Annotated in this window: 10 protein-coding genes; 3 read left to right on the forward strand and 7 right to left on the reverse strand. The window is 70.2% G+C overall.

Annotated elements, in window-relative coordinates; all coding sequences use genetic code 11:
- Position 1 precedes the first annotated feature (1 nt).
- From DFJ64_RS16925 to DFJ64_RS16955, 7 genes are all read right to left on the reverse strand, one after another.
- Complete coding sequence (locus DFJ64_RS16925) at positions 2-2737, reverse strand: hypothetical protein (RefSeq protein WP_115851327.1); 2736 nt, start codon at positions 2735-2737, stop codon at positions 2-4.
- A 197-nt stretch (positions 2738-2934) separates the two neighbouring features.
- The gene (locus DFJ64_RS16930) at positions 2935-4386 is read right to left on the reverse strand and encodes an acyl-CoA carboxylase subunit beta (protein ID WP_245941189.1); all 1452 of its coding nucleotides are present in this window, start codon (positions 4384-4386) and stop codon (positions 2935-2937) included.
- Positions 4387-4435: 49 nt separating this feature from the next.
- Positions 4436-5671: a beta-ketoacyl-[acyl-carrier-protein] synthase family protein gene (locus tag DFJ64_RS16935; RefSeq protein WP_115851328.1), complete on the reverse strand. Its 1236-nt coding sequence runs from the start codon at positions 5669-5671 to the stop codon at positions 4436-4438.
- Between the two features lie 114 nt (positions 5672-5785).
- Positions 5786-6037, reverse strand: coding sequence for an acyl carrier protein (locus DFJ64_RS16940; protein ID WP_115851329.1), 252 nt, complete (start codon positions 6035-6037; stop codon positions 5786-5788).
- A gap of 64 nt (positions 6038-6101) precedes the next feature.
- Entirely contained in the window at positions 6102-7100 is a 999-nt protein-coding gene (locus DFJ64_RS16945; protein WP_115851330.1) for a beta-ketoacyl-ACP synthase III, read from the reverse strand.
- Positions 7097-8287, reverse strand: a complete 1191-nt coding sequence (locus tag DFJ64_RS16950; protein WP_115851331.1) for an acyltransferase domain-containing protein — start codon at positions 8285-8287, stop codon at positions 7097-7099. Before DFJ64_RS16950 ends, DFJ64_RS16945 begins: the two co-directional genes overlap by 4 nt.
- A gap of 87 nt (positions 8288-8374) precedes the next feature.
- Entirely contained in the window at positions 8375-9547 is a 1173-nt protein-coding gene (locus tag DFJ64_RS16955; protein WP_245941190.1) for a PucR family transcriptional regulator, read from the reverse strand.
- A gap of 203 nt (positions 9548-9750) precedes the next feature.
- Between DFJ64_RS16955 and DFJ64_RS16960 the strand changes: the two genes are divergently transcribed.
- The 3 genes from DFJ64_RS16960 to DFJ64_RS16970 all read left to right on the forward strand — a co-directional run bounded on the left by DFJ64_RS16960 (position 9751) and on the right by DFJ64_RS16970 (position 12688).
- A complete protein-coding gene (locus DFJ64_RS16960; RefSeq protein WP_115851332.1) occupies positions 9751-10767 on the forward strand; it encodes a PHP domain-containing protein in 1017 nt (338 codons plus the stop codon).
- A 28-nt stretch (positions 10768-10795) separates the two neighbouring features.
- On the forward strand, positions 10796-10993 hold the full coding sequence (locus DFJ64_RS16965; protein WP_115851333.1) for a hypothetical protein: 198 nt from the start codon (positions 10796-10798) through the stop codon (positions 10991-10993).
- Positions 10994-11176: 183 nt separating this feature from the next.
- A complete protein-coding gene (locus DFJ64_RS16970; RefSeq protein ID WP_115852188.1) occupies positions 11177-12688 on the forward strand; it encodes an SPFH domain-containing protein in 1512 nt (503 codons plus the stop codon).
- The last annotated feature ends 56 nt before the right edge of the window (positions 12689-12744 follow it).

Here is a 12744-nt window from a genome sequence, read left to right on the forward strand (position 1 = left end):
CCTAGCGCGGGGCGGCCGGTGCTCGGTCGACCCGGACGTGGCGTGGCGAGGTGTCGGGGAGATCGACGGTGAACGTCACTCGACCGCGCTCGACCCGCGTGGGCACGGGCACGTCGTCCACGACGACCGTGGGGTTCGACCCGAAGCCGCGCAGTGACACCGACGCCGTCCCCGCCGCGTAACCCCGGACGGTCAGGGTGAGTGAACGGCCGGGGTGGTGTGCGGTGACGTCGACGTCGACATCGACGCTCGGGCTGACCGCGACGGGGAAGGGCTTCAGGGCAGCCGGGGACGTGGTCGCCCGCACCTGGTACAGCACGGGGTAGCGCAGCACGTCGGCTCGCATCGCCAGCCGGTAGGCCTCGACGTACCGGCCCTGGGTGAGGCGAGCCTTCGCCTCCCGCAACAGGTCGCGGGACCGCGTGTCGTCAGGGCCGATGTCCGCGCTGATGTGCCGGATGGCGTCGGCGGCGTCGCGCCGCCACTGGATGACCAGGCTGCGGTCCCGTTCGGTCGGCATGTCCAGGCCGACCCGGAGGGCGAGGTCGCCGTCGACGGTGGGGAACGCGTACGCGGGCACGCCGTCACCGGCCACCTGCTCGACCGTCACGGTGTAGTCCTGGCCCCGCTCGAGGGCGACGACGGGAATCCCGAACGTCGCCCAGCCGGAGGTGGGGACCTCAGCAGCGCCGAGGTGACGCATCGCGACGATCCTGCCCTCGTCGTCGGACAGGGTGAGACGCAGCGGTGTCGGGCGACCGATCCGCTCGACCCGCACGTCGACGTGGTTGGCCAGCCGCACGTCGCCCGCGGTGAACGTCGTCGTCACCGTCCGCAGGCCAGGGAGGCGACCGTTCGGTGGTGCGGACCGGTCGACGTCGAAGGGGTGCATGTCGTCGATGAACGCGTTGACCCACGCGGCCGCGGCGTCGGGGCCGGTCTCCTGCCAGTTGTAGATCGAGGTGTAGCGCGAGCCGTTGACGTAGGTCTGGCGCAGCAGGAGCGTCTTGTCCGGGCCGTAGCCGGACACGGAGTTCTCCAGGTTGGGGTTGGCGATCCGACCGAACTCCCGCATCCGTTGCAGGTGGGCGAAGCCGCCTTTGGTGTAGTCGTCGAGCGTGATGTACTCCGCGCCGGGGCGGGCGTGCTGGACGACACCTTGGATGCTGCTGGGGTGCGTGTCGGCCCAGTACGGCTCCTGCATGCGGGAGTAGACCTCCGCGTGCACGTTGTGCCGCCGCATGTCGGTCGGATACCGCACGCCGTCGGGTCCGGCCTCGACGCGCTCGCGGGGGAGACCGGCGTAGAAGATGTCGGCGAAGAGCTGCTGCGGATAGGACTGGTTCTTGTACAGCCAGCGTTTCTCCGCCTCCGAGAGCCCGTCGGTCGGGTCGAGCTCCACGCCGTCCGCCCGGGCGGCGGCGACCGTGCTCGGGTTGAAGTCGGCGTAGAGGTCACGACGTTCGACGCCGTCGTTGTAGTCGGTGTACGCCTGGTCGGCCACGCCCTTGCCGTCGCGCTTCGACCAGTACGTGCTCTCCATCGTCGTGGAGAAGTCCAACAGCCGATCGCCCTCACCCTGCCGCTGGAGGTCCCACGCCAACGCGCGGATCAGCTCCAGCGACTCGTTCGCCTTCTGCTCGAGGTAGGCGTTGAGGTCCGGGTCGCGCCAGGTCAGCCACGGTGTGCTGCCCCAGATGTTCGGCACCGACAGGCCGTACCGCGGCTCGTACCGGTCTCCCAGCAGCTCGTCAAGCCGCTGACCCTGGTAGACGTCCTTGTCCGGACCGGTGCGGTCCTGCGGGCTCCACAGGATCTGCTGGTACCTGATGTCGCCGAAGGTGCCGCCTTTCCCGTCGGGAATCCGGGACGGGGTTCCCTCCCAGTCGCTGGTCGACTCGATCGCGAAGGGCAGCCCGTACTCGCGGCTGAGCCGCAACCACAGCTCGTAGTTCGCCCGCATCTGTTCCTTGGTGCGGACCGGGAAGTAGTCCAGCACCGCCATCCCGAGGCCGACGTCCGACGACTCGTGGACGTGGTCGCGCACGTAGTCCAGGCGCGACCGGAAGTACGCCTCGCCACGGTGGTCCTGACCGAGCACGAAGATCACCCGGTCGGGCACCCGCATGCCCTGGTCGTGGACCATCGCGGGGAGATCCGTGTACGCCCAGATCTCGGTCAGGTACGCGGGCTCGGCGCTGGTGCCCTCGACGGTCACCACCACGACGCCGTCCCGGAGCACCTCCGGGTCGGCGGTGTCGAGGAAGAACGACGAGTACGGCCCGCCACCTGGGTCCGGTATCCGCGCGTCCCGAACGTAGTGCGGGATCCCGTCGAGCAACAGGCGGAACCCATACGGCTGGCCCCAGGTCTCGTTGGGTCGGACCTCCCTGACCTGTAGCGTCAACGGTCGGCTGCGGTCGACCGCGAGTCGGACGCTGAACCGACCGCCCCTTCTGACCACTCGAGCGATGTAGGACTCGGTGATCTGTCCCGCCTCCACGTGGCAGGCGGTCCGAGCGGTCGCTCCGGACGTGCGGAGGCGGTGGGCGGCCTCGCTCGCGGGGTCACCGAGACGCACCTGGTCGGAGACACCGACGGCCGCGGCGCGCGGGGCGTGGGCACGTGGGGTGGACTTCGCGGCCACGGCTTCGGTCTCGCCGCCGACGAGACTGGCCGAGCCCAGGGCCATCACGAGGAGGAGTCCGAGGAGTCCCGTCCCGGCGTGTCGGCGCATGGGCGCTCCTTCGCTGTCGAGGCGTCGGGCGCATCGTCGATCACACGGAACGGCCGGTCAACGCGCGTGGCGTCGACCGGCCGTGCCCAGACCATCTCCGGCCAGCGAGAGGCCTGGTCGTTCAGTCCCGCCACGACCCCCGCGGCAAGCGGCGCTCGACCCTTGCGGTGGGCGAAGGCCGCCTGGACCGCCGTGGATCACAGCGGAATGTTGCCGTGCTGTCCCCGACGCTCCTCCGCGGCCGCGAACGCCTCGGCGATACGTGAGCGGGTCTGCTTGGGGGAGATCACCTCATCGACCACGCCGAGGGCGACCGCCTTGTCGATGCCGCCGACGATCTGCTGGTGCTCCGCGGCGAGCTCGGCCTCCACCTTCGGACGCAGCTCCGGATCGACCTCGGCCAGCTTGCGCCGGTGCAGGATGCGGACCGCCGCGATCGGGCCCATGACCGCGATCTCGGCCTGCGGCCAGGCGAACACGGTGGTGGCGCCGAGCGCGCGGGAGTTCATGGCGATGTAGGCGCCGCCGTAGGCCTTCCGCGTGATGAGCGTGATGCGGGGCACGACCGCTTCGGCGAAGGCGTGCAGCAGCTTGGCGCCGCGTCGGACGACGCCGTCCCATTCCTGGCCGACACCGGGCAGGTAGCCAGGCACGTCGACGATGACGAGCAGCGGCACGCCGAAGGCGTCGCACATGCGCACGAAGCGCGCCGCCTTCTCCGCCGACGTGGAGTCCAAGCAACCGCCAAGGCGGAGCGGGTTGTTGGCGATGACGCCGATCGTTCGACCGCCCAGGCGGCCGAGCGTGGTGACGACGTTCGGCGCCCACTTGGGGTGCAGCTCCAGGCTGCTCCCGGGGTCGAGCAGCTGCTCGATGAGCGGGTGCACGTCGTACGCACGTTTCGGCGACTCCGGCAGGAAGTCCGACAGGTCCTGGTCGCTGACCACCTCCAGGTTGACCCGCCCCTGGTTGGCGAAGAAGGCCGCGAGCCGGCGAGCCTCGGCCAGCGCGGACTGCTCGGAGTCGGCGATGACGTGGACGACGCCGGATCGGCGACCGTGTGGTTCCGGCCCACCGAGCCGCAGCATGTCGACGTCCTCGCCGGTCACCGAGCGCACGACGTCGGGGCCGGTGACGAAGATCCGACCCTCGGGGCTGAGCACCACGATGTCGGTGAGCGCGGGACCGTACGCCGCGCCTCCCGCGGCCGGTCCCACGACGACCGAGATCTGCGGAACCCGACCCGAGGCCTTCGTCATGGCGTGGAAGATTCGCCCCACCGCGTGGAGGGACAGCACACCTTCCGCGAGCTGGGCGCCCGCGGCGTGCCACACCCCGATGATGGGGACCTGGTCGGCGACGGCGCGCTCGTAGGCGCGGACGACCACGTCGCAGCCGGCCTCGCCCATGGCGCCACCCTTGATGGTGGCATCGGAGCAGAACGCCACGACGCGGTTTCCCTCGATGGTGCCGGTGACGGCGAGCATGCCGCTGTCGTCCTCGGGTGTGAGGAGCTCCATGCTGCCCTCGTCGAGGAGGGCCGCGAGCCGGTGACGCGGGTAGCGGGGATCCTGCTCGCGTGGCGGCTTGGCCGGCTTGGCAGCGGTGTCGGCTGGCCGGACGCCGATGGCTTTCTCGCTGACGGTCACGTCCCTTTCACTCCGGTGCAAGTCAAGGCATGCGCGGGGTGGTTCCCGCTCAAACCGTTCGGAAGGCGATGACGAGGTTGTGGCCGCCGAAGCCGAACGAGTTATTCAGCGCGGTCAGCGGGCCGTCCGGGAGCTTGCGAGGCTCGGTGGGGATGTCGAGTTGGATCTCGTCGTCGAGGTCCTCGAGGTTGGCCGTGGGTGGCACGACCCGGTGGTAGAGGGTGAGGACGGTCGCGACCGACTCTGCGACCCCGGCCGCGCCGAGGAGATGCCCCAGCGCGCCCTTGGGCGCGGTCACCACCACGTTGTCCGCCGCGGCACCGAGCACACTCCTGATTCCCACCGCCTCGGCCACGTCACCCGCGGGGGTCGAGGTGGCGTGCGCGTTGATGTGGGTGAGCTCCTCCGGTGCGATGCCGGCGTTCTCGAGCGCCTCCCGCATCGCGGCCGCGTTGCCGCTCCCCGTCGGGTCGGGTTGCACGATGTGGTGGCCGTCGGCGGAGGCGCCTGTCCCGGCGACCTCCGCGTAGATGCGGGCGCCTCGCCGCTGGGCGTGCTCGAGCGACTCCAGCACCATGACGGCGGCCCCCTCGCCGAGCAGGAAGCCGTCTCGGGCCTTGTCGAACGGCCGAGACGCCCGCTGCGGCTCGTCGTTGCGGCGAGAGAGGGCGGTCATCGCGCCGAACGCCGCCAAAGGCAGCGGGTGGATGACAGCCTCGGCGCCGCCGACGACGGCGACGTCGGCCTTGCCCGTGCGGATGAGGTCGAACCCATGCCGGATCGCCTCATTGCCGGACGCGCACGCCGCAACCGGGGTCTGGACGCTCGCCTTCGCCCCGATCTCGAGCCCGACCCAGGCGGCCGCGCCGTTCGGCATGATCATGGGGATGGTGAACGGGGTGACATGGCGGGGCCCCTTCTGCCGCAGGACGTCGTAGACGTTGAGCAGGCTGATGAGGCCACCGATCCCCGACGCGATGGAGACGGCGAGGCGTTCACCGGGAACGTCGCCTTTCGCCAGGCCGGAGTCCTTCAAGGCCTCCCTGGCCGCGACGAGAGCGAACTGCTCGAAGCGGTCGAGCTTGCGGGCCTCCACCCGAGACAGCACCTCGGTGGGGTCCACGGCTGCGGGTGCGGCGATCCGGGACGGCAGGTTGGCGTACTCCTCGCCGGTCAACGCCTGTGCGCCCGAACGTCCGGACAGCAGGCCTTCCCACGTGGAGGCGACGTCGCCGCCGAGCGGGGTGGTGGCGCCCAGCCCCGTGACGACAACTTTGGTGCTCATCGGGTTCTCCTCATCGTTCGTGGTGCACGCTCGCTCGCGGGTATCCCAGCGGACACGGATGCCGGGTGAGTCGTGTCGGGAAGGGGACGCCCACCCGGCGGTCCCGTGCGCCTGTCAGACTCCCGCCTGCGCTCGCTCGATGTAGGCGATGGCGTCGCCGACCGTCTTGAGGTTCTTCACCTCGTCGTCGGGGATCTTGACGCCGAACTTCTCCTCGGCGGCGACGACGACCTCCACCATCGACAGGGAGTCGACGTCCAGGTCGTCGGTGAAGGACTTGTCGAGCTGGATGTCCTCCGGCGGAATACCCGCGACCTCGTGGACGATCTCCGCGAGTCCCGCGCGGATCTCCTCGGTGCTAGCCATGCGTTCGTGCTCCTTCTCGTTAGCGATGGATCCCGCCCCGTGCTTCGAGGCGGTGGGTGGTCGGTCAGGGGATGCGCACGACCTGGGCGGCGTGGACCAGGCCGGCGCCGAAGCCGATGATCAGGGCGGTGTCCCCGCTCTTGATCTCGCCGGCCGCGAGCATGCGCTCCATGGCCAACGGGATCGAGGCGGCGGAGGTGTTGCCTTGCTCGGCGATGTCGCGAGCGATCACCACGTGGTCCGGCAGGCGCAACGCCTTGGCCATGGCGTCGGTGATCCGCATGTTCGCTTGGTGGGGGATGAAGGCGTCGAGGTCGTCGACCGTGACACCTGCCCGGTCGAGCGCTTCCTGGGCGACCTTGGCCATCTCGTACGACGCCCACCGGAAGACCTGGTTGCCCTGCATCGTCAGGTACGGGAACTCGCCGTCGGCGAGCGCCTGGTCCCAGGTGCGCGTCTGGCGGATGAGCTCGGCCGCACTGCCGTCGGATCCCCACACCACGGGTCCGATGCCGGGCTCCTCGGAGGGACCCACGACCGCCGCGCCGGCACCGTCGCCGAACAGGAAGGCAGTCGTCCGGTCGTGATGGTCGGTCAGGTCGGTGAGTCGCTCGACTCCGATGACGAGTACGTACCTCGCGGAGCCGACCCGCACCATCGCCTGGGCGAGCTCGATGCCGTAGCAGAAGCCCGCGCACGCCGCCGAGATGTCCATCGCCGCCGCGCCGTTGGTGCCGAGCTCCGCGGCGATGGTCGTCGCGACCGCCGGAGTCTGCGCGAGGTGGGTGACCGTGGCGACGATCACACATTCAACCTGGTCAGGTTGGATGCCGGCGGCCGCGATCGCCTTCCCGCCGGCCGCGACCGACATCGAGGCGATCGTCTCCTCAGAGGTGGCCCACCGTCGGCTGATGATTCCCGAGCGGGTCCGGATCCATTCGTCGGAGGAGTCGATCCGCTCGCAGATCTCGGCGTTCGTCACCACCTTCGACGGACGGTAACCGCCGACACCGAGGATGCGGGCGTGTGGTGCGCCGCCGGAGGGACGAATTGCTGTGCTCACGAACCGCTCACCACCGGATGGAGCCGGACGATCGGCTGGCCGGGGGAGAGCGGGTCGCCGTCCTCGACCAGCCACTCCACAATGGTCCCGCCGTGCGGAGCCACCACGGGCTGTTCGTCACGCAGGCTCGTGACCTTGCCGACCACCGCCCCCGGCTCGAGCGTGGCCCCCACCGGCTGCCGATCCGGGCAGCTGAAGAAGCCCTTCATCGGCGAGACCAGCAAGCGCCAGGTGGGGTTGCCGTCGAGCGGACCGCTCCCCTCACCGTGCTTCTCGACGAACGCTCGGGCGTCGTCGAGCTGGTCGGGTGTCTTGAGGGCGAAGGTCTCGACCCCGGGCATGGCCCGCTTCGCGATGCCGGTGAGAGTGCCAGCGGGCGGGACCTCGAGCATGCCGGTGACCCCAAGGTCCTGCATGGTCTGCATGCACAGGTCCCAGCGCACCGGCGAACTCACCTGGGTGACGATCCGCTCGAGGACCTCACGGCCGTTGTGGACGACGTGTCCGTCCCGGTTGGACAGCAGCCTGGTCCGCGGGTCGTGCGTGGTGATCGCCCGGGCGTAGCGACCCAGCAGCTCGACGGCGTGGGCGACGTGGTGCGTGTGGAACGCGCCGGCCACCTGCAGCGGCACCACGCGGGTCTTCGGCGGTGGGTTCTTGGCCAACCGCTCGAGGTCCTCGATCTTGCCGGCGGCCACGACCTGCCCAGGGCCGTTGTTGTTGGCGGCGATGAGGCCGTGGGCTTCGATCGCGGCGAGGACCTCATCCGGGTCGCCGCCGAGGACGGCCGACATGCCGGTCGGCGTCTTGGCGGCCGCGCGCGCCATCGCCTTGCCTCGCTCACGCACGAAGACCATTGCCTGCTCGGCGGTGATCACCCCCACACCGGCGGCCGCGGTGATCTCACCGACACTGTGGCCGGCGGCCAGGTCGATGACCCGGAACGCGTCGGCGGGTTGCGGGAACAAGGCCAGCGCGGCGACCAGGCCGGAGGCGACGAGCAGTGGTTGCGCGATCGCGGTGTCACGAATCGTCTCCGCGTCGGCCTGTGTGCCGTAGTGGATGAGGTCGATGTCGCAGACCGCTGACAACCAGTGCATGCGGTCCTCGAACACCGGGTCCTCAAGCCACGGAGTCAGGAATCCTGGCGTTTGCGCCCCTTGGCCGGGCGCCACGATGACGAGCACGAACCCACCATGACCGCTGAACAGTCTCGAGTGTGCGAACCGTCGAGACGAAAGTTCAGCGCGGATCTTCGTAGGATCCCCACAAAGTCACCGCGTGTCGGGCGTGTCGACCGCGTGGAGACGACCGAGTGTGAGCGCGATACGGAGCGTGTAGGCGTGCCGGGGGTTGGACGGCGCGTAGCCGGTGAGCTCGGTGATCCGACGCAGCCGGTACCGCACGGTGTTCGCGTGGACGAACAACATGCGCGCGGTCGCCTCGATCGAGGCGCCGTTCTCGAAGAACGCCGCCAGCGTCTCCAACAGCACCGGCCCGGCCTGTGCCAGCGGGGTGTAGACGTCGGTGATGAGCTGCTGTCGAGCGCCGTCGTCTCCGGCGAGCACTCGCTCGGGTAGCAGCTCCTCCGCCGAGACCGGGCGTGGGGCGTCGAGCCACGCGGGCGCCGCGCGGAAGCCTGCGATGGCGGCCCGGGCGGCCTCGGACGCGGCGAGGAGGTCGGGGACGACCGCGCTGTGGACGACAGGCCCCGGCCCGAAGTGCGCGGCGAACCTCGCCGCTGCCTTGTGGGAGTCCTTGACGCCGCCGAGCATGACGATGAGTCGGTCGCCTTGGACGCCAGTGAGCACGTCGAGGCTGGCGTGGCGGGCGTCTCGACGGATCAGCTCGACCCCCGCCTCGACGTCACCCTCCGGGGTCCGGCCGACCACCACGAGCACCTGGTTCGACTCGGGCCAGCCCAGGGCGGCCGCCCGGGAGCGCACCGCCTCGTCGGGGTCGCCGCGCACGATGCCGTCCACGATGAGCGCCTCCAGCCGGGCGTCCCAGGCGCCGCGCATCTCGGCCGCCCTGGCGTAGACCTCCGCGGCTCCGAACGCGATCTCTCGGGAGTAGAGCAGGACGGCCTCTCGCACGCTGGGCACGTCCTCGGCCGGGACGATGTCCTCGATGCGCTCCTCGACGACCTCGATGCCGGTGCGGATCATCTCGACGGTCTGCTGCAGGGTCACCTTGCGCGTGAGCTCACGAGGTGCCGTGCCGAGGACGTCGGTGGTGAACACCGGCCCGACGCCAGGGTCGCGAAACCACGCGACGAACGCAGCGAAGAACGTCTGCGCGACCAGGCCGATCCAGGAGCGGTCCTGTGGGTTCATGTCCCGAAACCACGACAGGCGCTCCCGCATCCGCTCGATCGTGGCGGAGGCCAGCACCCCGCTGGCGCGTTCCAGTCGGTCAGCGGTCTCGGCTCGGTTCAGTGTGGGCACGTGTGCAGTTTCCCACGCCGTGCGCCGAAAGTTGTGGCAGCCACACAGTGTCGAGCGGGAACGGCCAGGAGATCTCGGCTCGACCGTTGTGATGTTCAGACAAAGGCTGCGCGCGGAGGTCAGCCCAGCGTCGTCAGTCGAGTACCGTCAGCTCAGTGCCGTCAGCCCGCGAGCCAGTCGCCGCACGCGGGGAGGATGGGCCCATGCGGCCTGTGGACCAGCTCAAGCGCATCGCGTTCCTTCTCGAACGCACTCGTGCCCAGACTCACCGTGTCCGGGCGTTCCGCAAGGCGGCCTGGACACTCGAGGCGCTCCCCCCGGGTGAGCTCGAGCGTCGCCTCGAGACGGGTACCCTCACCCAGCTGCCGGGCGTGGGCCCGGTCTCCGCCAAGGTCGTGGCCGAGGCACTCGCCGGTGAGCGGGCAAGCTACCTCGTCAAGCTCGAGGAGGAGGCCGCGACGCCGCTCGTCGAGGGTGGGACGACGTTGCGCCGGGCGCTCCGGGGTGATCTGCACACCCATTCGGACTGGTCCGACGGCGGTAGCCCGATCCGAGAGATGGCCGAGGCCGCCCGCGAGCTCGGCCACGAGTACATCGCCTTGACCGACCACTCGCCTCGCCTGCGGGTCGCGCGCGGCCTGTCGGCCGAGCGGCTGCGGGAGCAGCTGGAGGTCGTGCGGACCCTGAACGAGGAGCTGGCGCCGTTCCGCATCCTCACCGGCATCGAGTGCGACATCCTGGAGGACGGCTCCCTCGACCAGGACCCCGAGCTGCTGGCCGAGCTGGACGTGGTGGTCGCGAGCGTGCACTCCCACCTGCGGATGCCGCGGGACGAGATGACAGCCCGCATGGTGGCGGCGATCGCCAACCCGGCCGTCGACATCCTCGGCCACTGCACTGGGCGGCTCGTCACCGGCGACCGTGGCACCCGGCCGGAGTCGGTCTTCGACGCCGACGCGGTCTTCGATGCCTGCCGGCGCTTCGGTGTCGCGGTGGAGATCAACTGCCGGCCGGAACGTCTGGACCCGCCCCGGCGTTTGCTGCGGCGGGCAGTCGAGCACGGGTGCGTGTTCACGATCGATACCGACGCTCACGCTCCCGGTCAGCTCGACTGGCAGCCCTACGGATGCGCGCGGGCGGAGGAGTGCGGTGTGACCGCCGACCGCGTCCTCAACACCCTTCCGGCCACCGATCTTCTCGCCCGGTTGGCGTCGGCCTAAGATCAGCCCAGATCGGGAAAGGGGAACGATGGTCGGAAAGCAGGGGAGGGTTACCGGCGAGATCGGCCCGGGCCTGGTCGGTGAGGTGATGGTGCCGGTCCGCGGTGGAGTCGAAGCGTTCTACGCCTACGCGAGTGTTCCGGGCGAGCGCTTCCCCATCGGCTCGCAGGTCGTCATCGTCGAGTACCACGCCCCGCGCACCGTCTACGTCGCGGCCGCGGTGTGAGCCCGGCCGACTTCCCGATGTCTCGCACAGCGCTCCCGCGGCCACCGTCACCTCGGTAGGGCGCGCTATCCACAGCCCGCGTCCACGACGTTCCCTCGGGTGATCAATTCGCCATAGGCTTGGCCGGCCCACCCTGTGGCTCTCAGAGGGCTGACGAACGTCTCGAGGGGAGTCGTGACGACCATGTTGTTCGGAGTGCCGTGGTACTCCATCGCGCTCATCGCGGTCGCCGTTGTCGTGATCGTGATCCTCGCGTTCCGCGCGATATGGAAGGTGGCCGAGCCTAACGAGGCGCTGATCATCTCAGGGCTTGGTGCCCGTGGTCAGAACGCCGACACCGCCGAGAGCCTCGGCTTCAAGATCGTGACCGGGAAGGGGAAGCTCGTCATCCCGGGCTTCCAGACCGCCCGCCGGTTGCTCCTCGACTCACGCGCCGCGACCCTCGAGGTTGGCTGCGTCACCAAGCAGGGCATCCCCGTCCATGTGCGTGGCGTGGTGATCTACAAGGTGGGTGACGACTTCGCGTCGATCGCGAACGCCGCCCGGCGTTTCCTCGACCAGCAGGACACGATGGACGAGAAGATCCACGAGCTGTTCGCGGGTCACCTGCGGTCCATCATCGGCAACCTGACCGTCGAGGACCTCATTCTCAACCGTGAGCGCCTCGCCTCCGAGATCCGCAGCTCGTCCGCTGACGAGATGAGCAAGCTCGGACTGGTCGTCGACTCCCTGCAGATCCAGGAGATCGACGACACCGTCGGCTACATCGCCAACCTCGGGAAGCCCCACGCCGCCGCCGTCGCGGCGCAGGCGCGGATCGCCGAGGCCCAGCGTGACCAGGAGGCCACTCGGGCGGAGCAGGAGGCTGAGGCGGAGAAGGCCGCCGCGGTCCGCGACAGCAAGATCAAGCAGGCCGAGTACCAAGCCGAGATCGACCGGGCGGCCGCGCGGGCCCGCCAGGCCGGTCCGCTCGCCGAGGCGTCGGCCAAGCAGGACGTCATCCGCGCCGAGACCGAGGCGGCGGAGCTCGCCGCGCAGCTCGCCGAGCAGAAGCTGCAGTCGGAGGTGCGGAAGCCGGCCGACGCGCGCGCGTACGAGACACGCACGCTCGCCGAGGCCGAGCGTGACGCTCGGATCTCGGCGGCGGAGGCGGCCGCGAAGGAGACCGAGCTGAAGGCGCGGGCGGAGGCGACGGCGGTCACGACGGCCGCCCGCGCGGAGGCGGAGGCTACCCGCATGCGCGGTGAGGCGCAGGGTCACGCCACCCGCGCGACGGGTGAGGCGGAGGCGGCGGCCGCGCGGGCGCGTGGTCTCGCCGAGGCCGAGGCGCAACGAGCCCAGGGTCTGGCCGAGGCGGAGGCGATCAAGGCGCGGTCCGCGGCTCTGGCCGAGAACCAGGAGGCCGTGGTCGCGCAACAGCTCGCCGAGAAGTGGCCCGAGATCGTTCGCGCCGGCGCGCAGGCTCTGGGCAACGTCGACCGCATGATCGTCCTCAACGGCGCGGACGGCTTGTCCGACCTGCTCGCCAAGACCTTGACCATGGGCGGCACCGGTCTCGGGCTCGCTCGCACCCTGCTCAACGCCATGCAGGAGGCAAGCCCGCAGACCATGAACGGCTCGGTGTCCACCACCTCCCTGGCGAACCCTGCCGACGGTGCGACCACCGGCGGAGCCGCCGCGCAGAAGGGCGAGTAGCGCGAACGCAGGACCTCCGTCGCGAGCCGAGCACGACAAGACCGAGCACGACAAAG

Source organism: Thermasporomyces composti, assembly GCF_003386795.1.
GTDB lineage: Bacteria > Actinomycetota > Actinomycetes > Propionibacteriales > Actinopolymorphaceae > Thermasporomyces > Thermasporomyces composti.